The following is a 22,823-nucleotide window of genomic DNA, read 5'->3' as shown; positions in this document are numbered from 1 at the left end:
GGAGATGGTGATGCCGCAGGGGATGGTGCTCGGCGAGTCGACACCCTCGTCCAGAGTGACGCTCATGTCCTCCTGAGCGGCCTGGGCGCCGGCGGCTCAGATCCAGCCCGCCTCACGCGCCAGCTCGGCGGCCTCGTAACGGGTCTTGACGTCGAGTTTCTCCAGGATCCCCGACAGGTAGTTGCGCACGGTGCCGTTGGCCAGATGGAGCTTGGCGGCGATGTCCTTGGTGGTGGTGCTCTGGTCGACCTCGGCCAGGATGCTCAGCTCCCGCTCGCTCAGTGGACAGCTCGGCTCCGCCAGCGCGTCGGCCGCCAGATAAGGGTCGACGTACCTGTCCCCCACCGCGACGCGCCTGAGGACGTTGGACAGGCTCTGGGCGGACGTGCTCTTGGCGATGAAGCCGGTCGCCCCCTCCTTCAACGCCCGCCGCAGCGTTCCCGGGTTGGCGTGGCGCGTGAGGATGACACAGCGCACGTTGGGGCAGTGCTTGCGCAGTCTTCCCAAGAGTACGAGTCCACCGTCGGGCATCTCGATGTCCAGCATGGCGATGTCCGGGCGCGACTCCAACGCGATCCTGAAGGCGTCGCGACCGTTGTCCGCCTGGCCGACCACCGTGATGTCGGGCTCCAGATCGAGCAGAGCCGCGATGGCCTCACGGGTCATCGCCTCGTCCTCGGCGAGCAGTACACGAATCAGGTCTTCCTCCCCGGGAACGTCCTTGTGCGACGCCCTGTCGCACGGTAGGGCCATTATCGACGCCACCTCGCGGCGCGTGCCAGAGAAGTCCCAGGGCGGTTCATGCGGGGGTGAACGGACCGGTGGGGTCCCGGGCGATGTCCACCACGTCCTGGTCGTGGAAGCCGGGCCCGTGGAACACGTTGTCCCCAGGAGCGCCTGGAGCGGGGTGAACGAGTCGGGTGCGCAGATGAGGAGGATGCCCTTCATACCGTCGACGCCTTCCTTGCCCGGGAATCGTTTGTACGATCGGTCCGCACGCCGACGTCACCCTTCAGGGAGCGGGCCCCATGAGCGATCGCCGACGGCTCGACGAGGCCATCACCCCGGACGGTGTGGTCCTCCGTCACGTGCGCAGGAGCCACTACCTCACGATGATGTTCGTGGTGGTCGTCCCGGTGGTCACCCTGATCGCGGTCTTTCCCGGGCTGCTCCGGGCCCTGTTCCTGGTGGCGCTGGTCGGTCTGTTCTTCCTGGTGCGCATCCTGACGTTCGACGTCCTGCCCTGGCGGCCCTCGCCGCCCTACCGGGCGGTCATCACGTGGACGCTGGTGCTGGTCTCGCTGGTGGCCACCTGGTTCGCGACGGAGTGGGTCGCCGTCCCCTGGATGTGGCTGCTGCTGCCGGGAACCGCGATCGCCGACGTGATCACGCTGTACCGGAACCGACTCGGTCCCTACTACGCGCTCTCCGTCGGGTTGGCGGCGGCGACCTGTGTGTACCTGGTGAAGGCGCAGGGGGCCGGAGCGGGCAGCGGCCAACAGGCCCTGCTCTCCTTCTTCGTCGTCATGTTCATCGGGTACTGGGAGGCGACCGGTCCCATGCTGTGGCAGCGAACCGTAAGCGCGGAGCGTGCGACGTTGCGGCTCGCGGTCGCCGAGGAGCGGCTGCGTCTGTCCGAGGACCTGCACGACATCCTGGGCCGGGCCCTGGAGGTAGTGGCGTTCAAGGGCGAACTCGCGGCACGGCTCGTCGAGGCGAAACCGGAGCGTGCCCGCACCGAGATGGAGGAGATCCAGTCGGTCGCGCGTGGTGCCGTACACGACGTACGGGAACTGGTGCGCAACCGTCGGGCCACCCACCTGCCCGAGGAGGTGCGCGCCGCCGAACGGCTGCTGCGATCGGCCTCCGTGCGCTGCGAGATCGAGGGCGACTTCGACGACGTGGACGAGCGATCGAGCGCGGTCTTCGGAAGCGTGATCCGCGAGTCGGTCACCAACATGCTGCGGCACGCGACCCCGACGACCTGCCTCATCCGCTGGTCGCGCGAGGGTGATCACCTGGAACTCACGGTGCGCAACGACGGGGTGCCGCCGGCGAACACCTCCTCCGAAGCCGACGAGGGCAGCGGCATCGTCGGCATGCGTCGACGTGTCGCCGAACACGGGGGCGAACTGATCGTCGAGGAGCATGACGGCACGTTCACCCTCGTGGCCCGGGGGTCAGGAACGGGGCTCCCACCGCCAGGTACGCGTCGTCACGAAGATCGCGAGCGCCGTCCACTCTACGAGGAGGACGATGTCGGCGACCACCGGTGACACCGGCAGGGGGAGGGTCTGGAGTCCGGCTCCCGAGCCGCCCCAGCCCTTGGCGATCAGGTCCGCCGCGGGGACGAGGGGGACGAGGATCGAGAGCCAGGAGACGATCTCGATCGGGTGGTCGAGCAGTTGGGCGCCGATGACGGCCAGGATGAGTAGCGGCATCATCGTGAACATGACGCGCTCGTGGTTGCCGGTGATGGACACGATGAAGGTGCCCAGGATCGGTGCGAGGATCAGACCCAGGACGACCCCGACCAGCACCAACGGCAGGTTCTCGGGTGCCGGGACGCCGGTCACCAGGAACACGCCCAGCATCAGGAGCATCTGGGTGAGGCCGAGCGCCGCGACCGCGAGCAGGTTGGCGGCGATCAGCTCCGCGCCGTCCAGCTCCGTGGTTCGCAGTCGCTTGTAGACCAGGGTGTCCCGACGTGACGAGAGCTGCGTCGCCGTGCTCATGTACGGCGTCATCATCAGCGCGTACATGAAGTACACGCCGAGTGTGGCGCCCCACTGCTCCGAGCCCTCTGGCCGCTGCCCCAGGTAGGAGAGACCGACCAACATCATCGGCAGGAGCAGGGCGACCGCGAGCACGCCCTTGCGACGCGTCAGCAGTCGTAGTTCGGTGAGGGTGAAGGCCGTCATGAGGGCGAACCGCCCGCGTGAGCGGATCATGGTCCGGTCCGGGGCGGCCGGGCGCGTTTCGTTCGTCGTCATGGCGTGGTCACGTCCTCCTTGACGCGGTGCTCGGTGTCGGTGCTCGGCGGCTCGTCCGAGGAGAGCCGTTCGTCTCCCACCCGGATCGCGTGGAAGAGGTTCTCCAAGGTGGCGGCTTGGGCGTGCAGGTCGGTCAGGGTGACCCGTTCGCGCTCCGCCCAGTTCAGGAGGAGGGTCAGGTCCGTCTGGAGTGTCGAGGTCTCGATCCGCAGCGAGGCTTCCGAACCGTCGGTGTACCGCTCCATGGTCGGGACGGCGGACAGGGCGGGCAGCCGGTCCGCCTCCGCGTCGGGCAGGCGGGCGGTGATGGTGGCCGGGTACGAGGCGAGGACCTCGCGCTTGGTCCCGGCGACGGCGACACGTCCCTGGTGCATGATGGCCAGGCTGTCGGCCAGGGACTCGGCCTCTTCGAGGTAGTGCGTGGTCAGGATGATGGTGGAGCCGTTCGACCGCAGCTCGTCGACCATGGACCAGAGGCGCCGACGGGACTCGGGGTCCAGCCCGGTGGTGGGCTCGTCGAGCACCACCAGCTCGGGGGAGCCCCACACCGCCAGTGCGATGTCCAGGCGTCGCTTCTCGCCGCCGGACAGCTTGTCCAGACGGACCCCGGCACGGTGGGAGAGTTCGACGCGCTCCAGGACCGAGTCCACGTCGTCGACACGACCCGAGATGGAGCTCCAGAGGTGTGTCATCTCGCGGACGGTCATCTCCGTGAGGAAACCGGCCTCCTGGAGCATGAAGCCGGTTCGTCGACGCAGGTCGCGGCGGTCGCGGAAGGGATCCAGGCCGAGGACGCGGATGTGGCCCTCGTCCGGCCTCCGGTAGCCCTGGATCAGTTCCAGCGAGGTGGTCTTCCCTGCGCCGTTGGTACCCAACAGGGCGAACACCTCACCTCGACCGGCGCGCAGGGAGACGTCCTTGACGGCCTGGAACGAACCGTAGGAGTAACAGAGCCCGTCGACTTCGACTGCGAGTTCGGTGAGCGGTGGTGTGGACATGCCTTCACTGTCACAGCGCGGCTCTCACACGGGTAAGTACCGCGCTGTCACGGAAACCGGATGACAGCCACGGGAGGATGTCACACTGCGTCAAGCGATTCGTGCGCAGCGGTGATGATCTGCTCCTGATCGGAGTCCTTGAGGGAGGGGTACAGGGGCAGCGAGAGGACCTCCTCGGCCACGGCCTCCGTCACGGGGAGGGAACCCGGCACGTACCCCAGGTGCGCGGAGCCCGACGTCAGGTGGACCGGGCGGGGTAGCGCACCGTCGTCCGTACCCCGCGGCGGGCGCCCACGGCGTCTCAGAATGTGGACTTGTCGCCGTGCGGATTTGTCGACCCTTCACCGTGACCGCGTGGTCGCGTGGTGTTCGAAGTGCCTGAACAACCATGGTTCCCCACCGACCGTTCGGTCAGGTCATAGGGTCCCAGCTGCGAATATTTGGACCCTGGTGTAGAAAGTGCTCTGACTCACATGCCATGGTGTCCTAGGGCTCAGGCGCATACCGTCCAAATACCTCCGTGTCGTGACACCCGTCGCGGCCGGAGCGGAGTGTGCGTCGCGGCCCCGCCAGCGAATCCGGCCACGGCCGGCTGAGAAATACGGAGCATTGATGGCGACTTCCGACGCCGCGACCCCCGGCCCCCGGCCACTCGACCAGAAGGAGAGGCGAAAGGTCCTCGCGGGGACGATGGTCGGCACCACCATCGAGTGGTACGACTTCTTCATCTACGCCCAGGCGGCGGGCCTCGTACTCGCCCCGCTCTTCCTGGCGCCCCTGTCCGAGAGCAGCCCCGCCGTCGCTCAGGTGCTGTCCTTCGCCACCATCGGCATCTCGTTCCTCTTCCGACCGCTCGGCGCGATCGTCGCCGGGCACCTCGGCGACCGCTTCGGGCGCAAGAAGATCCTGGTCGCCACCCTCATCCTGATGGGGTTGGCCACCTGCGCCATCGGCCTGCTGCCGACCTACGCCCAGATCGGCATGGCCGCGCCCATCATGCTGATCCTCATGCGCGTGCTCCAGGGCTTCTCCGCCGGTGGAGAGTGGGGCGGTGCCGCCCTGATGTCGGTGGAACACGCACCGGTGAACAAGCGCGGCTACTTCGGCGCCTACCCGCAGATCGGCGTGCCGTGCGGCATGATCCTGGCGACCTTCGTGGTCTGGCTGATCACCGCGATCATCGGCGCCGACGCCTTCCTCGAATGGGGCTGGCGCATCCCGTTCCTGCTGTCCTTCGTGCTGATCATCATCGGTCACCTCATCCGCAAGACGGTCGAGGAGTCCCCGGTCTTCGAGCTCATGCAGGAGCGCCGGGCCAAGTCCTCCGCCCCGCTGGGTCGGTTGTTCCGTGAGAACACCCGCGAGGTCGTCCTGTCCGCGCTGATCTTCGTCGCCAACAACGCCGCCGGCTACCTGGTCATCGCCTTCCTCGCGACCTACGCCTCGCGTCCGGTCGAGGAGTTCGGTCTGGGCATGGAACGCGGTCCGGTCCTGCTCGCGACCACCCTGGCGTCCTTCGGCTGGCTGATCTCCACCCTGTACGGGGGTTGGATCTGCGACAGGATCGGCCGGGTGCGCACCTTCCAGATCGGCTACGTCCTACTCGCCGCCTGGGCAATCCCGATGTGGTTCATGGTCGACACCGGGAACATCTACATGTACTTCCTCGGCGTCTTCGTCTTCACACTGACCTTCGGGCTGAGCTATGGCCCCCAGTCCGCGCTGTACGCCGAGATGTTCCCCGCGGAGGTGCGCTACTCGGGTGTCTCCATCGGCTACGCGCTCGGTGCCATCCTGGGCGGCGCCTTCGCCGCGATGATCGCTGAACTGCTGCTGACCAACTTCGGTGCCTCCTGGACCATCGGCGTCTACATCGTGGTCCTGTCCGTGATCTCCTTCGTGGCGGTCTCCCTGGTGAGGAAGGACATCCAGGGCGTCGACCTGCACGTCGAGGAGGTCGCCGGGGCCAAGTAGACGTAGCCCCCTCACACGGGACGCGGCCCCGGTTCGACGGCGAACCGGGGCCGCGCCGTCGTTCGGTGGACGGCGCCTCAGCGCTCGACCACGTGGCGTTCGTTGGGGACGCAGTGGGTCATGGTCAACCCGGACACGTCCCTGGGGCCGTTCGCTCCCAGGTTCGCCAGCCGCTCCCGGTCCTCGTCGGTGAGGTCTTGGCCGCGCAGGGGCTCCATGCCGGCCACGTCACCGGGCGCGATCCCCAGCCCTTCGCCGACCCGGAGTCCCAGTTCGTCCTCCACCAGGAGGAAGTGCCACACCATTCGCTCCTGGATGGGGCGCACGCACTGGGAGAGCAGGTCCGTGAAGTTGTGCACCAGGTCGTCGCGCTCCCACTGCTCCATCAGCCTGAAGCGCTGCCCCGCCTGCTGATAGTCGTTGGCGCGACCGATGCGCTTACGGGTCAGGCGCCCCCGGATCTGCGGCCCCTGCTCGTCATGGGTGGGGAACCGCCCCTCCCGGAGCCCGCCGGTGATGGAGGGTTCGTAGTTGACGTGCGGGTTCTCGCCGCCCTGGTCCTGCCCGTAGGCCATCAGCCCGTCGCGCTGGTTGGTGCGCACTTCGGTGTGCTTGGCCTGGTTGACCGGCAACTGCAGGTAGTTGGGGCCCACGCGGTACCGCTGGGTGTCGCTGTAGGAGAAGGTGCGGCCGACCAGCATCTTGTCGTCGGAGAAGTCCAGGCCGTCGACGAGGACGCCGGTACCGAAGGAGATCTGCTCGTTCTCGGCGAAGTTGTCCGAGACGTTGCGGTCGAGCACGATGCGACCCACCGGCTTGGGCGGGAAGTCCTGCTCGGGCCAGGTCTTGGTGTCGTCCAAGGGGTCGAAGTCGAGTTCGGGATGCTCGTCGTCGCTCATCATCTGCACGAGCAGTTCCCACTCGGGGTGGTCACCGCGGTCGATGGCCTCGTGCAGGTCCTTGGTCGCGTGCCCGGTCTCGTCCGCCTGGACGTTGGCGGCGTCGGCCTCGGTCATGCTGCGCACACCCTGCTTGGGCATCCACGTGTACTTGACCAGGACGGTGTCGCCCGTCTCGTTCACCCACTTGTAGGTGTTGACGCCGAACCCCTGCTGGTGCCGGTAGTCCGAGGGGATGCCACGGGGACTGAACAGGTTGACGATCATGTGCATGCACTCGGGTGTCTGGGACATGAAGTCGAAGATCCGGTTCGGCTCCTGGCGGAAGGTCACCGGGTCCGGTTTCAGCGCGTGGATCACGTCCGGGAACTTGATGGCGTCCCGGATGAAGAAGACCGCGAGGTTGTTGCCGACCAGGTCCCAGTTCCCGTCCTCGGTGTAGAACTTGATGGCGAAACCCCGAGGGTCCCGCGCGCACTCGGAGGAGTCGCGTCCGCCGATCACCGTGGAGAAGCGCAGGGCCACTTCGGTGTGCCGACCCGCGCCCTGGAAGAGCCTGGCCCGGGTGAAGCGCTCGATCGGTTCGTCGCCCCACTTGCCGTAGGACTCGAAGTAGCCGAACGCGGTCGCCCCTCGCGCGTGCACGACGCGTTCCGGGATGCGCTCGCGGTCGAAGTGGCTGATCTTCTCCAGGAACTGGTAGTTCTCCAGGGTGGCGGGCCCCCGTTCGCCCACCGTGCGCTGGTTCTGGTTGTCGTAGACCGGGTGGCCCTGGCGATTGGTGAGCACTTCGCGCTCGTCGCCTGCTTCGGGCCCCTGGCTGGATACGTCGGTCATGTCGGCGGTCCCCCGTGTCGGTCGTGTTCCCCTCACTCCCCTGCCCGTGGTTGCGCTGAGTGATGCCCAGGTGACCGAATAATTGCCGAAGGAAAGGTCGACGGGGAGGAGCGCCCCGCGTTTCACGTGAAACACCGGGGCTGGACGCTTCCGACGCCGATTCGTGGGGTCAGGCGTCGCGAACCTGGTCGGGGCGCTCGACCACCGGAGGCAGCACGGACCAGGGGAAGTTGATCCAGCGGTCGGTGTGCTTCCACACGTACTCGCACTTGATCAGCGACTGCGGCTTCTCGTAGATGACCGCGCTACGTACCTCGGCGACGTGCGCGGAGCAGAAGTCGTGCACGAGCTTGAGGGTCTTGCCGGTGTCGGCGACGTCGTCGGCCACCAGGACCTTCTTGTTGCTCAGGTCCACCACGTTGGGGACCGGGGGCAACATGACGGGCATGTCGAGGGTGGTGCCGACGCCGGTGTAGAACTCCACGTTCATCACGTGCAGGTTCTTGACGTCCATGGCGTAGCCCAGACCACCGGCGACGAACAGGCCGCCGCGTGCGATGGACAGGATGATGTCGGGCTCGTACCCGTCGTCGGCGATCGTCTGGGCCATCTCGCGAATGGCGGTGCCGAAGAGCTCGTAGGTCAGGTTCTCGCGCTCGTCGCTCACGGTCTGGTTTCCCCCTGGTAGCCCTGGCGTTGTCCGGTTCGCGGCGGCGTCTCGCAGGTCAGGCCGTCCGCCGCACCGGTACATGCTAACGACGCCCGGGTACCCGAATGGCGGCGCGGTGAGCCCACCGGGTGTCGGTTCGGCGACGAGTCGAGGTGGGGACGAATCGATGGGTCGACACGTGGGGTGAGGGTCACTCGCCCCTGAGTCGTGGGCCACATGTCCACGAGCGGCGGTGTCCTGGGTCACATATTCAGACCTTTTGTCACTTATTGGTCCTTCCCTCATGACATTTTCTTGATTCTGTCCGGTTTGTGGCGAACAGATGGCCGGAAACAGCACCATGTCCGCATACAGATCTTCCGCGCACCAGGAGGTTGCAGCATGGCTGAACACCAGGGCCTACTCCCCTCCGAGCGGCCGCTACAGCTGCTCGACGAGACCGGAACCCCGGTCGACGGCTCCGGGCTCGCGATGCCCGACAACCAGCGCCTCCTGGAGGCGTACACCTCCCTGGTGATCGGCCGCAGGGTCAACGACCAGGCCGGTGCCCTCGTCCGACAGGGCCGCCTCGCCGTCTACCCCTCCTCCCACGGGCAGGAGGCATGCCAGACCGGTGCCGCGCTCGCCCTGGCCGACGGAGATTGGCTCTTCCCCACCTACCGCGACACCGCCGCCGTCATCGCGCGCGGAGTCGACGCCGTCGAGGTCCTCACCCTCCTCAAGGGCGACTGGCACGCCGGCTACGACCCCTACGCGCACAACGTCGCACCCCAGGCCACCCCGCTGGCCACCCAGCTCCTGCACGCCGTCGGCGTCGCCCACGCCGCGCGCCTTCGCGGTGAGGACACCGTCGTCATGGCGCTGTGCGGTGACGGCGCCACCAGCGAGGGCGACTTCCACGAGGCGTTGAACTTCGCCGCCGTGTTCAAGGCCCCGGTCGTGTTCTTCGTACAGAACAACGAGTACGCCATCTCCGTGCCCCTGGACCGACAGACCGCCGCCCCCTCACTCGCCCACAAGGGCATCGGCTACGGCGTTCCCGGCGAGCGAGTGGACGGCAACGACGCCGCCGCGGTCCTCGCCGTCCTGGAGCGCGCCGTCGCATCGGCCCGTTCCGATGGGGGCCCGCGGTTGGTCGAGGCGCACACCTACCGGATGCAGGCGCACACCAACGCCGACGACGACACCCGCTACCGCGACGGCGGCGAGGTCGACCCGTGGGTGGAGCGCGACCCGTTGACGCGCATGGAGAAGTACCTCAAGCGCAAGCGGGTGCTCACCAAGACCAAGCGGGCCGAGATCGCCGAAGCGGCGGAGGCCGTCGCCGCCCACATGCGCGAGGGCGTCGCGAAGAACACCGACCCCGATCCCGCCGAACTGTTCGCGCACGTGTTCGCCGACCCCACCCCACAGCTGAACGAGCAGGCCGCCTTCCTGGCCGACGAACTGAGCAGAGAGGGCAACTGACATGGCGACCGAGAAGCTCTCCATGGCGCAGGCGCTCAACCGGGCGCTGCGCGACTCCCTCACCGAGGACCCCTCCGTGTACGTGTTCGGTGAGGACGTCGGACCGCTCGGCGGCGTCTTCCGCATCACCGACGGACTGACCGCCGAGTTCGGTGAGGACCGCTGCTTCGACACCCCGCTGGCCGAGTCCGGCATCGTCGGCATGGCCGTGGGCATGGCGATGAACGGCATGCGCCCGGTCGTCGAGATGCAGTTCGACGCGTTCGCCTACCCGGCCTTCGAACAGATCGCCAGCCACGTGGCCAAGACCCGCAACCGCACCCGCGGCCGGGTCGGTCTGCCCATCGTCATCCGCGTGCCCTTCGCCGGCGGCATCGGCGGCGTCGAGCACCACTGCGATTCCTCCGAGGCCTACTACGCGCACACCCCCGGCCTGAAGGTCGTCACCCCGGCCACCCCCGAGGACGCCTACCACCTGCTGCGCGAGGCCATCGCCTCCCCCGACCCCGTCGTGTTCATGGAGCCCAAGAAGCTCTACTGGGCCAAGGAGGAGGTGGACTTCGACCGACCCGTGCCCGCCCTGGGCAAGGCCGTCGTCCGCCGAGAGGGCACCGACGCCACGCTCATCGCCTACGGGCCGTCCGTGCCCACCGCGCTGGAGGCCGCCGAGGCCGCCGCGCAGGAAGGGCGCAGCCTCCAGGTCGTGGACGTGCGCTCCCCCGTCCCCTTCGACGACGAGACCGTGTGCGCCGCCGTGCGCTCCACCGGTCGCGCCGTCGTGATCGCCGAGGCGAGCGGCTACGCCAGCGTGGCCTCCGAGATCGTCGCCCGGGTCACCGAACGCTGCTTCCACTCCCTGGCCGCCCCGATCCGCCGCGTCACCGGCTTCGACATCCCCTTCCCCCCGCCCAAGCTGGAGCGGTACCAACTGCCCGGCGTGGACCGCATCCTCGACGCCGTCGACGACCTGCAGTGGGAGGACCAGTGACCGCCCAGAACTTCGACCTCCCCGACCTCGGGGAGGGCCTGACCGAGGCCGAAGTGGTCCGGTGGCTGGTCGCCGTCGGCGACACCGTCACCCTCGACCAACCGATCGCCGAGGTCGAGACCGCCAAGTCGATCGTCGAGGTCCCCTCCCCCTACGCCGGGACGGTCACCGTCCTGCACGGACAGGAGGGCGAGGTGATGGCGGTCGGCAAGCCGCTCATCACCGTGGACTCCGGCACGGCCGCCGACTCCGCGGGTGAGCGCTACCGCGAGGAGGAACGCGCCGGCTCGGGTTCGGGCAACGTCCTCATCGGTTACGGCACCCCCGAAGCGCAGGCCACGGGACGGCGCCGCAGGCCCCGCGACCGTCCGCCGGCGCGTGGATCCCAGCCCGCGAACCCGACCCGTCGGGTCCCCCTGGTGACCTCTCCCCTGGTCCGCCAGATGGCCCGGGAAGCCGGGCTGCGCGTGACCGACATCCAGGGAAGCGGACCCGGCGGGCTCATCACCCGACGGGACGTAAGCTCCGCGATCGAGGCGGCCGGTGCCTCCACCACCGCTCCGGCCCCGTCCGCCCCGATCGCGGTCCACTCCCCCGCTCCCCCGCCCACCCCGGCCCCGGTGGCCCCGGGCGCCGTCGACACCCGCACCGGCCTGGCCGAGTCCCGGCGAGCCCCGATGGGCGCGTTCCGCCGGTCCGTCGCCGCCTCGCTCTCCCGCAGTCGTCAGGAGATCCCCGAGGCGACCGTGTGGGTGGACGTGGACGCCACCGAACTGGTGCGCCTACGCCGGTCCGATCCGGAAGGTCCCGGCCTGCTCGCCTACGTCGCCCGCTTCGCCCTGGCCGGTCTGCGAGCCCACCCGGAGCTCAACGGCCTGGTGGACACCGAGCGCGAGGAACTCGTCCAGTACGACGGGGTCAACCTGGGCCTGGCCGTCCAGACCGACCGCGGCCTGGTAGCCCCGGCCGTCATGGGCGCGCACCGGCTCACCACCGCCGAACTGGACACCGAGATCAAGGAGCTCTCCCGGAGGGCCCGCGAGGGCAAGGCCACCCCGGCCGAACTCACCGGTGGCACGTTCACCCTGAACAACTATGGGTCACTGCGGGTCGACGGCAGCGCCGCGATCATCAACCATCCCCAGGTGGCGATCCTCGGACTCGGCCGCGTCATCGACCGTCCGTGGGTCGTCGACGGGGAGCTGACGGTCCGCAAGATCACGCAGCTGTCCTTCGCCTTCGACCACCGCGTCTGCGACGGCGGTGCGGCGGCGGGCTTCATGCGCGTGGTCGCCGACGCCATGGAGGCCCCGGCCAAGGCCATCGCCCGCCTATAAGTGGTGACGCCGAACGGAAGCGCCCCGGAGGGAGTCGGCACCCGACGGGGCGCTTCTCATGCCCGATGGTCTTCGAGGGTGGCGCGCATCCGGCGCAGGCGTGGGCCGAACGCGCCACGGAGCGCGGTGGCCAGGGCCAGGTCGCCCAGCGGGCCCAGACCGGTGGAGAACTCGACCACGTCGGTGTGCCGGGTGCTCGATCCGAACGGCTCGACCCGGTGGGTGTGCCGCCAGTATCGGAAGGGGCCGTGTACCTGGAGGTCGCTGAACGAACGCCCCGCCTCGAAGGCGTCGATCACGGCGTTCCAGCGCACCGGGTAGAGCCCGGCCGTGCCCCAGCGCAGATCCATGACGGCATCGGCCTCGAACGGTTCGGGCCACTCCAGGACCTCCACCCCGGGAGGCATGGCGTCCAGGAACCCGGCCTCGCTGATGATCAGCGCGAACACCCGCTCCACCGGGGCGTGGAAGTCCTCGGTCACCCGCAGCGTGGTGGTGCGCCGGGGCGGGACTCGTCGGTCACGTTCACGCACGTCGCTCCCCCTTCGTCGAGATCCCCAGCATGACAGCGCCCCTGGTCCGAGCGTGTGCTCGGACCAGCGGCGTCTGCGTGTGTCGCTCTGTCGCTCTGTCGACTCGGCTACATGGCGATTCGGCTACTTGTCCGTTCGGCTACTCGTCGCCCTTGGCGACCAGGGTGAGGACGTCGTAGGTGGCGACCGCCTCGTCGTTCTGGTCGGTGACGACCGCGTCCCAACGCACCTCGCCGTAGTCGGCGTTGGTGCGCGGGGTGATCTGCTTGGCGGTCAGGGTCACCTTGATGACCGCGTCCTCCTTCACCGGGGTGAGGAAACGCAGGTTGTCGACGCCGAAGTTGGCGAGCACCGGGCCCGGGGCCGGGTCGACGAACAGACCGGCGGCCAGCGACACCACGAGGTAGCCGTGCGCCACGATCCCGCCGAACAGCGGGTTGGCGGCGGCGGCCTCCTCGTCGGTGTGCGCGTAGAAGGTGTCCCCGGTGAACTCCGCGAAGTGGTCGATGTCCGCGCGGGTCACGGTGCGCTCGGCCGACGCGATGGTGTCGCCGATCCGCAGCTCGGTGAGGTCCTTGCGGAACGGGTGCACGTCGCCGATGTCCCGGCGCGAGCCCGTGGTCCAGTGGCCGGTGATCGCGGTGAGCATGTCCGGGGAGCCCTGGATCGCGGTGCGCTGCATGTGGTGCTTGACGCCGCGCACACCGCCCAGCTCCTCGCCGCCACCGGCGCGACCGGGGCCGCCGTGCACCAGGACGGGCAGCGGGGAACCGTGGCCGGTGGACTCCTTGGCGTCGTCGCGGTTGAGCACCAGGATGCGGCCGTGCCAGGGGGCCGTGCCCAGGACGACCTCGCGGGCCACGTCCTCGTCGTTGGTGACCAGCGAACCGACCAGGCTGCCCTGGCCGCGTGCGGCCAGTTCCACGGCCTCGCCCACGGTGTCGTAGGTGATGATCGTGCTGACCGGACCGAAGGCCTCCACGTCGTGGGGTTCCCTCGCGCCGGGCTCGGCCCGCAGCAGGATCGGCGACATGAACGCGCCGGACTCGTCGTCGGCTCCGGTCACCTCGACCCGCTCCGGGTCACCGAACACCAGTTCGCTGGAGGTGCGCAGTGCCTTGACCGCCTTGCGGACCTCCTCGCGCTGGTCTTGTGAGACCAGGGCGCCCATGCGCACGTCGGGGTTGTCGGCCGCGCCGACCCTCACCTTGGAGAGCCTGCCGATGAGGGCCTCGGTGACCGCTTCGGCCATCGACGTCGGGACGATGACGCGTCGGATGGCGGTGCACTTCTGGCCCGCCTTGACGGTCATCTCGGTGACGACCTGCTTGACGTACAGGTCGAACTCGGGGTCCTCGGGCTTGACGTCGGGACCCAGGATCGAGCAGTTGAGGGAGTCGGCCTCCACGTTCAGTTGGACCCCGCCGCTGACCACGTTCGGGTGGTTGCGCAGGATCGTGCCGGTGGACGCCGAGCCGGTGAACCCGACGATGTCCTGCGGGCCCAGGTCGTCGAGCAGGCCTCGGTGGCTGCCCACCAGGAGTTGGAGCGAACCCTCGGGCAGCAGGCCGGACTCCACCATCCGCTTGACCACGGCCACCGTCAGGTAGGAGGTCTGACCGGCGGGCTTGACGATGCTGGGCAGGCCCGCGATGAAGGCGGGGGCGAGCTTCTCCAGCATGCCCCAGACGGGGAAGTTGAAGGCGTTGATCTGCACGGCCACGCCCGGGCGGGAGGTGTAGACGTGTTGGGCGACGAAGGTGCCGCCCTTGCTCAACTGTTCGAGTGGGCCGTCCAGGATGACCTTCGCGTTGGGGAGTTCGCGGCGGCCCTTGCTGGAGAAGCTGAAGAGGGTGCCGAAGCCACCGTCGACGTCGACCATGGTGTCGCGGGCGGTCGCGCCGGTGCGGTGGGAGAGCGCGTAGAACTCGTCCTTGTACCCCATGAGGTGCTTGGCGAGTTCCTTGAGGATGTTGGCCCGCTGGTGGAAGGTGAGTTCTCGCAGGGCCGGGCCGCCCACGGTGCGCGCGTACTCGACCATTCCGGCGACGTCGGGACCGTTCTTCGAGATGCGGGCGACGGTCTCGCCGGTGTTCGCGTCGGCCAAGGGCGAGCCCTCGTCCGTGGGGGTGAACCACGACCCCTGGGCGTAGCTCTCCAGTACTTCGGACACCTGACGGTCCTCTCCTCGGATGGCGGGTCTGCTGGAACAGTATTACAGACCGATCGGTCAGTAAATAGGGCCGTGCCTGCGCAAGCGTGTGCCACCAGTGCTTTCCGCGGAAGGCGCGGGGCACTTTCGCCGTCTTCGAAAGCCGACTTACCGTGGACCCATGACCGACTACGCGCGGATGTACCGTCTTGGTTTCACCCCCTGGGAGCGCTACGGTCCCGCCGCGGGGGCGCAACTTCGTTCCTGGCTCGAACGCGAGTCCCGGGAACGAGACAGCCCCGGTCGCGCGCTGGACATCGGTTGCGGACGTGGGCAGTTCACCCCCGAACTCGTCGGACGTGGTTGGGAGACCACCGCCGTCGATCTCGTTCCCGCCGCCATCGAAGCCGCTCGCCGGAAGGGCCCCGCCGAGGTCACCTACCTCGTCGGAGACGCGACCGACCTCTCCCCCGACCTCGGCACCTTCGACCTGTTCCTCGACATCGGTTGCTTTCAGGGCCTCGACGAGAGTCAACGCGCCGCCGAAGGGCGAGGGGTCACGGCCCTGGCCAACCCGGGCGCCACCCTGCTGATGCTCGCCTTCGGCCCGTCGATCTATCGACGAATGGTCGAAGGGGTGTCGCGAGCGGAGGTCGAGGCGGGATTCCCCGAATGGGAGTTGGTCGACGTGGAAGACGCGTCGACCGAAGGCCTGGGCTGGCCCATGAACCGGACCAACCCCCGGTGGTACCGCTTCCGTCGCCCCATCCGCTGAGGATTCAACGTGCCCTGATCCCTGAACGCTCGTCTACTACAGGCGCACACTGGACATCAGCGCGACCCACTCCGCAGTGGAGAAGTCGAGGTGACCGTTCTTCCTGTTCTGTGTGTCCCGAACAGCGGTCCCACCAGGAAGGTCGGCGACCTCCACACAGTTGCCGGTGGGTTGGCTGTAGCTGGACTTCCGGAAGTGAAGATACGACGGGTTTCCTGTGGGCATCGGTGTGCCCACCTCCTTCGGATCGGCTGCGCTTGCACCTGGAAATGCCCTGAAATCCTTGATGTGGAACGGCTCAGTGGGGTCAGGATCGTCTACACAGCCGCCCTATCCCCGGGTACAGTGCGTGCGGGAAAGTCATCAGGACAGAAAACGGCCCCGGTAGCCTGCCGGGGCCGATTCTTGTGTGCTCAGAACTGATCGCTGTCGACAGCTTGGCCGATGGGGAAGGTGTGGCGGGAAGCCGCGCAGATCGTTTCAAGGGCGTGGATCGGAGTGTCGTCGGTGGAGTAGCTGACCCTGAGCACCTGCACGACCCACTCGCCGGGGATCTCCAGAAGATCGGCCTCGTAAGGGGTGGCGGGGCGTGCGGTCAGGGTCTCCACCGCATGGCCGAATCGGTGCCCGAGGTCCTCGATGGCAGCCTGGAGCGTTGGGAGGACGAAGCCCTCCCCATCGAGACGTGTGTTCTCGCCGACGTCCACTCGGAAGTACGACGTCGAGATCCTGACCGGAACGCTGTTGGCCCAGAACATCTTGCGGCGGGCGATGATCGGATCTCCCGGTTCTACCTGCATGCCTTGGGCGACATGTTCGTTCGCCGGCTCCTGGCCCACGAACAGCATCTTGCGCTCGGGAGTGAGCCCCTGCTGTTCGGCTTCGGTCAGGTAGAGCGACTTGGAGCCGCGTGTGCTCGGCGGCGTCGGCAGAGCGCGCTGGACGAGAACTCGGGGCTGAGGTTCCAACGGACCGGTCGGAGCTTTGTGCGCGGGCTCCTCGCCGCCCGCCTTCTTCATTTGAGACACACGGCCCGGGGACACACCCAGGTGCCGGGCGATGCCCTCCTGCCTCATCCCGCCCTGTTGAGCCTCGATGATGGCTCCTCGGCGAATGCGTGAGAGCTCCACGCTCTGCCCTTGCAAACTGGTCATGGCGGCGGAAGCCGCGCGGGCTCTGTCCAGCGGGTCCGGCATGGCTGCGATGTCATGCAATGTCCTTGCGTCCAAGGTGAATCCTCACTTCGGGTACTCCACCAGAACTTTAGCCCCCCTATTGCATCTAACGAAGAGGGGGGTTACAGTCGTCACGCGCGAAAGTTTAGCCCCTATAAATTCGGCGATTTCGGCGCCGATGCGTGGGCGGTGGAGTGGTTGGCGATCACACATCCAGTGTGCCCGAGACCGCCGGAGCTGAGCGTGGCACCGCATGGGCAGGCTTGGCGGTCACGATCATGCGGTGCTCTTCCTGATGACTCGATCGGCCGGACCTCCCATCTGGCACCTGACGAAGGGGCCGCGCCATGCCGCGCTACCTGAACCTCTCCAAACCGGCGTATGTGCGCCGGTGTGCTCTTGAGATCACGAGCCGCCGTCGCTCTCACCGGGCGTCCCGCGTGCGCGCCTACGCCGCGATCCGTCCTCCGCGCTCGCCCCGTCCCTCGGTGCCTTCGCCGCGTCGGCCGTTGGACACCGCTCCCTTGGAAGTCCTTCGCACGGTTCTGGCCGGGCTTCACCGGCTGGTGGTGGCGTGCTGATGATCGACACCTGCACCACCGACTTCCTGGTCGCCACCGAGGAAGCACTGCGAGTCTCCGCTCCCACCCACGCTCTGAACCAACGCCTCGCCCTGGTTCGCGAAGCCCTCCGTGCGGCCCACGAAGAAGGCGACATCGAGCTGGCCACGCAGTTGATCGACCTGGTCGAACCGGCCGAGCGTCAGGTGGTTCGGGCGAATGTTCTTCCGATGCCCGAACGGGTCCTGTGCGAACTGCTGTACCCGCACTGGCAGATGACCGTCGAGGGCGGACCACCCCACGAGGAGTTCATCGCCTACCGGCCCATCGGCTGGTCCGGCGATGGCGACCCCTACGAACGGATCAGCGCCCCCACTCGCATGGAACTGCTCCGCCTGCTCGCCCACCGACACCTGGGCCACCGGCCGACGAAGCCCTGACAGCCGCTTACTCCTGAAAAGCAAAGTGCCCGGACCGGTGCTGACACACCGGACCGGGCCGATCAACCACCTGCAAGCACCAGGAGGATGACCGTGCAGCACCCTATCGGTCGACACCACCGACGTTGCCGAAGCCTGACCGAACACCTGTGGGCCTTGTTCGCCCTCACTTTGGCCTCGGTCCTGGCCCAACTCTTCATTCCCAACGCACCGAAGCGACTCGCGCTCCCGAGTGGCCAGGTCGAGCACCGGAGTCGGGCGGACGACTTCCCGAGCCCGCCGACCTGGGTCTCAATAGCCCAAGAGGTCTCCCAGCGCTGGGAGGACGACTATCCCGACCCGGACCAGATCGCCGGCGCCCTGGTGCGTCCCTATCTCGCCCCGCTCCCCCGCCCCCACGCACCTGTCGGCGACCTGCTCGCCGACTCCGGGAAGGGCGAGTTCGACGACCTCACCGAAGCGATCCGCACCTACCTCAGGGTCTGTGCCTGACCCCGGTGAAGACGAGCTTATGAAATATTCACTGTATAATGGGAATGAATATCGCCCTTCGAGCGCTGATAACTCGTAGAGCCCATAAGTTTCGTCGGCGTCACCGGTCCGATTCCGGTGGTAGTAGCGGGCGCGTTCATTCTAGTCCTTCCTTTCGTGCTGGTGAAGCTGGACATCCTCGACGATGAAGGCAAGTGGAGCGTAAGCGGCCTCTGCGAGGCCATGAAGAAGGTGGGGGAGCTCATGGAAAGTACTCGGTCCCTGGTATCCACCGCCCGCTCGATCTACGGAGTGGTTTCCACGCTGGCTGTTGTACCGACCCGCAGAAGCTGAGGTCGGAATCGAGGGCCCCTCAGCTGAGTGGGCCCTCTTTTTGTTCCTCTGCCCCGTGAAGGTGTCAGGTGCCACCGGGTCCGGTATGGCTGCAATGTCTTTGCCCCCAAGGTGCTTGTCCACCTCACCGGTCGAGAGCGTCGAACATCGACTTCGCGCTCTCGGACTCCTCGGTTCGACCGGTGGCGATCTGCCAGTCGGCCTCCCGCTCTCCCGATCGCCATTCCGGGTTCCAAAACCACGCCTGGTCCGTAGCGGGTTCGGTCACGCCACGAAGTACGACCTGCCCGTCCTCGCCGGTCCCGTCTCCCATAGCTGTCGAGAACCCTTCTGTCGCGGTGCGCTACCGCAACAACCTAGAGGGCATGCCGCCCCGCTGTAGGCATATCGAGAAGTCGCCGTGTGGCCATGTCGACCTGGGGAGAGGGCGACGTATCGACAAAACGGCGCGGCCCGGGTCGAAATCGACCTGGGCCGCGCCTTGACCACAGATGGTTTTGTCGACAAATCGACTGATGGCGACTACCGCGTCAAGGACAGGACCTCGGCACCGGGCAACTCCGCCAGCAGCGGGCCGGGGACCCGCAGCTTGGACCGGCGCAGGCCACTGCCCACGACCACCCAAGGGGTGTCATGGACGGCCTTGTCCACCAGGACCGGCCAACCCTCCGGCAGCCCGAACGGGGTGATGCCGCCGTACTCCATGCCGGTCATCTCGGTGGCCTCGTCCATCGGGGCGAAGGACGCCTTACGCGCGCCCAGGTGCTTGCGCAGTACCCCGTTGACGTCGGCCCGCTGCGTGGCCAGGACCATGCAGGCGGCGTATTCGATCTCGCCACCCCGCTTGGCCGCCAGCACCACACAGTTGGCGCTGGTGTCCAGGGTCTGTCCGTAGCGCTCGCAGAAGGCCGCCGTGTCCGCGACCTCCGGATCGATCGCTCCGGCACGGACCGACCCGTCGAACCGGGTCACCGCCTTGCGTACCGGCTCGGCCATCAGTTCAGGGTGGTCCAGCGCGGGCACCCACTCGATCCGCTCCGTCATGACCGCTCCCCACTCGCGTTCCGCACCGTGCGGCACCATGATGCCGCACGGCCGGTAGTGGAAAAGGCCGTACCCGGCCATCGGGCGGTCGTATTCCGAAGTCGACCGTCCCCTGAAGACGTGCGGGGGCGAGCCCGACCGAGCCGAGAACGTCCTGGACTTCTCGGAGATGGAGGACGAAACGTTGATGGGAGGGCCTGACTCGCGGAACCCACACTCGCGAGCATCTCCCCCATCGCCGGTGCCGTATCCAAGCTCAAATAGTGGTCTATACCTCTGATTCGGTTGTCAGAACTTGGAGTGCCGCCGCAGGATCGCCTCGGTGAGTTCACCGAGTTCGGCAGCGCGGTAGCCCGGCCACCCGTGCACCAGCTCCAGGTACGGGGCGGGGATGGCCGAACGCCCCCACCTGGCACCCACCAGCGCCCCGGCGATGGCGGCCACGGTGTCGGTGTCGTCGCCGGCCCGCACCGCGGCCATCACTGGTGCGGCGTAGCGGTCGGGCGAGGACTCGTCCACGGGACTGTGGACGATCGCCGACCAGGCCGCCTGTAGGGCCGACACCACGAAACCGTTGGGTGCGAAGAAGGACGGCGGCTCCTTCTCGGCCTCGACCAGCCGCGCCTCCCAATCCCCGCGCGCCGACGGCGGCAACAGGTCCAGCCCGCCGCGCACTCCGTCGTAGGTGCCGTGCACGATCGCGTGCCGGATCGCCTCGGACCACAGCACACAGGCCTGGGCGGCCAACGGGTCGCCGTGGGTGAGCCGGCTGTACCGGGTGGCGCTCTCCGCCAGACCCTCAGGGTCGTCCAGGTGGGCCAAGGCCAGTGGAGCCGTGCGCATCAGCGAACCGTTGCCCGCGCACCGCTCCCCCGCCTCGAACATCCGCTCGGAGCGACGGGTCATGGCCTCGGCGGCGCCGCCCCCGTGCTCGGCGAGGGCCCGAACGGTGTCCTCCAGGACTCGGGTGGTCTGCACACCGACGTCGGAGGCGCCCTCGCCGAACCAGGTCAGGAATCTCCGAGCGGTCCGCTCCAGCGCATCCGGGGAACGGGGTTCGTCGTGGTCGCGGAGCGCCTCGGCGATGCACACCGCCATCTGCGTGTCGTCGGAGTACTCGCCCGGCTCGTAGGGACCCAACCCGCCGCCGACCATCTCGGGTGTTCGATCCTCGGCCAGACGAGGGGCGAATTCGTAGGGGACGCCCAGGGCGTCCCCGCACGCGGTGCCCAGCAGGGCGCCGGCGGCACGGTCGATCACGGCGGAGGGGATCACGGCACCTCACAGGGGCGGTGGAAGGGTCGGAAGTACCAGACTAGCGCCGGGTGATCGTCCGAATTCGGCCTGATCGAAGACGTTATGTGAGGGTTCGGCACCGTACAATCCGACTCATGACCCCCGACCCCCACACCGGTCTCACGCTGCGCGGCCGTGTGCTCATCGGTGACCGCCTCCGAGGAGACGGAACGGTGTCCGAGTACTCCGGCACCGACGCCGACCGGCCCGTCACGGTGACCCTTCTCGCCCCCGAGGTCGCCGCCGACCCCGCGAACATGCAGGCCTTCCTCGGCCGCGCGCGGTCCCTCGCCCGTGTCGACGCCCCCGGTCTGGCCCGGATCCTGGAAGAGGGCGTCGACGGCGACCTCGTGTACACGGTCACCGAACACCTCCCCGGCCAGACCATCGCCCAGGTGCTCGAAGGGGGAGAACGGGGACTGCGGTACGCGCCGCACGCCGCCCTGACGATCGTCACCGGCGTGCTCACCGCGCTCAACGAGGCCCACGACCAAGGCGTCGTCCACGGTGGGCTCGGCCCCCGGAGCGTGGTCCTGGACGGTGAGGGCCGGGTGACGGTCACCGGCTTCCGGATGCTCGGCATCGAGGGGGTCACCCCCCGCACCGACGTCCACGCGGTCGGCAGCCTGCTCCACACCCTGTTGACGGGTTCGCACCGGTTCGACGACGACACCGTGCCGTCCCCTTCCTCCTTGGTCCCCGGCCTGGCACCGGAGCTGGACGAACTCGTCGCCGACGCGACCGAGCCCAACCCGAGGAACCGGCCTCGCGACGCCGGCCAGTACCTCGCCATGGTCGAACAGGTCGCGCGGTCCCTGCCCGGACCGGCCGGCGACACGGGTCCGGGCACGGAACCGATCCCGGTGGTCGAAGCCCAGGCCGAACCCACGGCGAAGCACCCCGTGCCCCTGTGGCGCCGCGCCCCGTTCCTCGCGATCGCGGCTGTCCTGGCCTTGGTGCTCGTCGCCGCCGGTTGGGCCTTGGTGCCCGACGACACCGCCGAACTCCCCGACCTCCTCGGCTACACCACCGAGATGGCCGAGGTGGAGCTCGAAGCCCTGGAGCTGGGGTTGGCGTACTCCTACGACGAGACCTACAGCGACGATGCCCAACCCGGCGAGGTCGCGGCGACCGACCCCGCAGCCGGGACGGAACTGGGCGAGGGCGACACGGTCCTGCTCTCGTTGTCCATCGGGGCGAGGTACGTGGAGGTGCCCGACGTGGTGGGCGGCACCGAGTCGGAGGCCCGCGACCTCCTGCGGGACAGCGGCTTCGACGAGATCGAGGTGGTCCGGGAACACTCCGCCGACCACGACCCCGGCACCGTCCTGTCCACCATCCCCGAGGTGGGCGAGGACGGCGACCGCGAGGAGGGGATCACCCTCCACGTCAGCGAAGGGGTCATCGTGCCCACCCTGACCGACATGACGCGGGACGAGGCGTCCGCCGCCCTCGAATCACTGGAGCTGACCACCACCGTGGTGGAGACGTCCAGCGAGACCGTCACCGAGGGGTGGGTCGCCGCCCAGAACCCGGAACCCGGCACGGTCCTCCCCGAGGACGGAGAGGTCACCCTCACCGTTTCCACCGGCCCGGAAGAGGTCGAGGAACCGGAGGGGACCGAGGACGAGGCGGCCGGCTCCGACCCCGAGGAGGGCGCGGACACGGAGGAACCGGAGGCACCCGCCGAGTGCTCCGCCCAGGCCTGGGACTCGGGAGCCACCTATGACTCCGGTGACCGTGTCCAGTACGAGGGACGCGTGTACGAGGCCCGACGGTGGACCATGGCCATCCCACCGAACGTCGGCGGTGAGTGGGGCGCCTGGTCCGACCAAGGCCCCTGCTGATCGGTAGCGTCCA

At 68.2% G+C, this 22,823-nt stretch carries 23 protein-coding genes; 10 read left to right on the top strand and 13 right to left on the bottom strand.

Translation table 11 applies throughout. From position 1 onward, the window contains the following. Nucleotides 1-96: 96 nt before the first annotated feature. Nucleotides 97-753, bottom strand: a complete 657-nt coding sequence (locus ACWGSK_RS15760) for a response regulator transcription factor (RefSeq protein WP_452456097.1) — start codon at nt 751-753, stop codon at nt 97-99. A 275-nt stretch (nt 754-1,028) separates the two neighbouring features. Between ACWGSK_RS15760 and ACWGSK_RS15755 the strand changes: the two genes are divergently transcribed. Next, the gene (locus tag ACWGSK_RS15755; RefSeq protein WP_452456096.1) at nt 1,029-2,276 is read left to right on the top strand and encodes a sensor histidine kinase; all 1,248 of its coding nucleotides are present in this window, start codon (nt 1,029-1,031) and stop codon (nt 2,274-2,276) included. Here the strand turns inward: ACWGSK_RS15755 and ACWGSK_RS15750 are convergent. From ACWGSK_RS15750 to ACWGSK_RS15740, 3 genes are all read right to left on the bottom strand, one after another. Beyond that, nucleotides 2,181-2,993: an ABC transporter permease gene (locus ACWGSK_RS15750; protein ID WP_452456095.1), complete on the bottom strand. Its 813-nt coding sequence runs from the start codon at nt 2,991-2,993 to the stop codon at nt 2,181-2,183. The two genes, ACWGSK_RS15755 and ACWGSK_RS15750, sit on opposite strands and share 96 nt — an antisense overlap. Continuing rightward, nucleotides 2,990-3,991, bottom strand: coding sequence for an ABC transporter ATP-binding protein (locus ACWGSK_RS15745; protein WP_452456094.1), 1,002 nt, complete (start codon nt 3,989-3,991; stop codon nt 2,990-2,992). The genes ACWGSK_RS15750 and ACWGSK_RS15745 overlap by 4 nt, the downstream gene beginning before the upstream one ends. An 80-nt stretch (nt 3,992-4,071) precedes the next feature. Further along, complete coding sequence (locus tag ACWGSK_RS15740; RefSeq protein ID WP_452456200.1) at nt 4,072-4,296, bottom strand: DegT/DnrJ/EryC1/StrS family aminotransferase; 225 nt, start codon at nt 4,294-4,296, stop codon at nt 4,072-4,074. Nucleotides 4,297-4,603: 307 nt separating this feature from the next. On the opposite strand from ACWGSK_RS15740, the gene ACWGSK_RS15735 reads away from it, so the two are divergent. Further along, the gene (locus ACWGSK_RS15735; protein ID WP_358508645.1) at nt 4,604-5,965 is read left to right on the top strand and encodes an MFS transporter; all 1,362 of its coding nucleotides are present in this window, start codon (nt 4,604-4,606) and stop codon (nt 5,963-5,965) included. Between the two features lie 77 nt (nt 5,966-6,042). On the opposite strand, the gene ACWGSK_RS15730 is transcribed toward ACWGSK_RS15735, so the two are convergent. Together ACWGSK_RS15730 and ACWGSK_RS15725 are read right to left on the bottom strand one after the other, a co-directional pair. Further along, the gene (locus tag ACWGSK_RS15730) at nt 6,043-7,701 is read right to left on the bottom strand and encodes a catalase (RefSeq protein WP_358508643.1); all 1,659 of its coding nucleotides are present in this window, start codon (nt 7,699-7,701) and stop codon (nt 6,043-6,045) included. 169 nt (nt 7,702-7,870) lie between these two features. Next, the gene (locus ACWGSK_RS15725; RefSeq protein ID WP_358508641.1) at nt 7,871-8,368 is read right to left on the bottom strand and encodes a phosphoribosyltransferase; all 498 of its coding nucleotides are present in this window, start codon (nt 8,366-8,368) and stop codon (nt 7,871-7,873) included. Nucleotides 8,369-8,752: 384 nt separating this feature from the next. Here ACWGSK_RS15725 and pdhA point away from each other — a divergent pair, with 384 nt between their 5' ends. From pdhA to ACWGSK_RS15710, 3 genes are read left to right on the top strand one after another with little or no spacing between them, the layout of a single operon-like run. Next, nucleotides 8,753-9,838, top strand: coding sequence for a pyruvate dehydrogenase (acetyl-transferring) E1 component subunit alpha (gene pdhA / locus ACWGSK_RS15720; RefSeq protein WP_452456093.1), 1,086 nt, complete (start codon nt 8,753-8,755; stop codon nt 9,836-9,838). Nucleotide 9,839: 1 nt separating this feature from the next. Further along, nucleotides 9,840-10,826, top strand: a complete 987-nt coding sequence (locus ACWGSK_RS15715) for an alpha-ketoacid dehydrogenase subunit beta (RefSeq protein ID WP_358508638.1) — start codon at nt 9,840-9,842, stop codon at nt 10,824-10,826. Further along, nucleotides 10,823-12,163 carry a dihydrolipoamide acetyltransferase family protein gene (locus ACWGSK_RS15710; RefSeq protein ID WP_358508636.1) on the top strand — a complete coding sequence of 447 codons (1,341 nt, stop codon included), beginning with the start codon at nt 10,823-10,825 and terminating at the stop codon, nt 12,161-12,163. The genes ACWGSK_RS15715 and ACWGSK_RS15710 overlap by 4 nt, the downstream gene beginning before the upstream one ends. A 56-nt stretch (nt 12,164-12,219) precedes the next feature. Here ACWGSK_RS15710 and ACWGSK_RS15705 read toward each other — a convergent pair whose 3' ends face one another. After that, nucleotides 12,220-12,696, bottom strand: coding sequence for an SRPBCC family protein (locus ACWGSK_RS15705; RefSeq protein WP_452456092.1), 477 nt, complete (start codon nt 12,694-12,696; stop codon nt 12,220-12,222). Between the two features lie 139 nt (nt 12,697-12,835). Further along, complete coding sequence (gene paaZ, locus ACWGSK_RS15700; RefSeq protein ID WP_358508632.1) at nt 12,836-14,869, bottom strand: phenylacetic acid degradation bifunctional protein PaaZ; 2,034 nt, start codon at nt 14,867-14,869, stop codon at nt 12,836-12,838. 160 nt (nt 14,870-15,029) lie between these two features. Here paaZ and ACWGSK_RS15695 point away from each other — a divergent pair, with 160 nt between their 5' ends. Beyond that, the gene (locus ACWGSK_RS15695) at nt 15,030-15,623 is read left to right on the top strand and encodes a class I SAM-dependent methyltransferase (protein ID WP_358508630.1); all 594 of its coding nucleotides are present in this window, start codon (nt 15,030-15,032) and stop codon (nt 15,621-15,623) included. Between the two features lie 36 nt (nt 15,624-15,659). Here ACWGSK_RS15695 and ACWGSK_RS15690 read toward each other — a convergent pair whose 3' ends face one another. Beyond that, entirely contained in the window at nt 15,660-15,848 is a 189-nt protein-coding gene (locus tag ACWGSK_RS15690; RefSeq protein ID WP_358508628.1) for a DUF397 domain-containing protein, read from the bottom strand. Between the two features lie 188 nt (nt 15,849-16,036). Further along, a complete protein-coding gene (locus ACWGSK_RS15685) occupies nt 16,037-16,819 on the bottom strand; it encodes a GntR family transcriptional regulator (protein ID WP_452456091.1) in 783 nt (260 codons plus the stop codon). A 559-nt stretch (nt 16,820-17,378) separates the two neighbouring features. Here ACWGSK_RS15685 and ACWGSK_RS15680 point away from each other — a divergent pair. The 3 genes from ACWGSK_RS15680 to ACWGSK_RS15670 all read left to right on the top strand — a co-directional run bounded on the left by ACWGSK_RS15680 (nt 17,379) and on the right by ACWGSK_RS15670 (nt 18,623). Further along, nucleotides 17,379-17,798: a hypothetical protein gene (locus tag ACWGSK_RS15680; protein WP_358508624.1), complete on the top strand. Its 420-nt coding sequence runs from the start codon at nt 17,379-17,381 to the stop codon at nt 17,796-17,798. 93 nt (nt 17,799-17,891) lie between these two features. Next, a complete protein-coding gene (locus tag ACWGSK_RS15675; protein ID WP_358508623.1) occupies nt 17,892-18,290 on the top strand; it encodes a hypothetical protein in 399 nt (132 codons plus the stop codon). 156 nt (nt 18,291-18,446) lie between these two features. Then, nucleotides 18,447-18,623, top strand: a complete 177-nt coding sequence (locus ACWGSK_RS15670; RefSeq protein ID WP_358508621.1) for a hypothetical protein — start codon at nt 18,447-18,449, stop codon at nt 18,621-18,623. A gap of 124 nt (nt 18,624-18,747) precedes the next feature. On the opposite strand, the gene ACWGSK_RS15665 is transcribed toward ACWGSK_RS15670, so the two are convergent. From ACWGSK_RS15665 to ACWGSK_RS15655, 3 genes are all read right to left on the bottom strand, one after another. Beyond that, nucleotides 18,748-18,891, bottom strand: coding sequence for a hypothetical protein (locus tag ACWGSK_RS15665; protein ID WP_452456090.1), 144 nt, complete (start codon nt 18,889-18,891; stop codon nt 18,748-18,750). A 254-nt stretch (nt 18,892-19,145) separates the two neighbouring features. Then, nucleotides 19,146-19,667 carry a YbaK/EbsC family protein gene (locus ACWGSK_RS15660; RefSeq protein ID WP_087103395.1) on the bottom strand — a complete coding sequence of 174 codons (522 nt, stop codon included), beginning with the start codon at nt 19,665-19,667 and terminating at the stop codon, nt 19,146-19,148. 288 nt (nt 19,668-19,955) lie between these two features. After that, nucleotides 19,956-20,942, bottom strand: a complete 987-nt coding sequence (locus ACWGSK_RS15655) for an ADP-ribosylglycohydrolase family protein (protein WP_358508617.1) — start codon at nt 20,940-20,942, stop codon at nt 19,956-19,958. Nucleotides 20,943-21,058: 116 nt separating this feature from the next. On the opposite strand from ACWGSK_RS15655, the gene ACWGSK_RS15650 reads away from it, so the two are divergent. Next, complete coding sequence (locus ACWGSK_RS15650; RefSeq protein ID WP_452456089.1) at nt 21,059-22,810, top strand: PASTA domain-containing protein; 1,752 nt, start codon at nt 21,059-21,061, stop codon at nt 22,808-22,810. Nucleotides 22,811-22,823: the final 13 nt, after the last annotated feature.

The organism is Nocardiopsis sp. NPDC055551, from assembly GCF_053619415.1.
The sequence above is the reverse complement of the archived record's forward strand: the minus strand, read 5'-3'. Positions and strand labels throughout refer to the sequence as shown.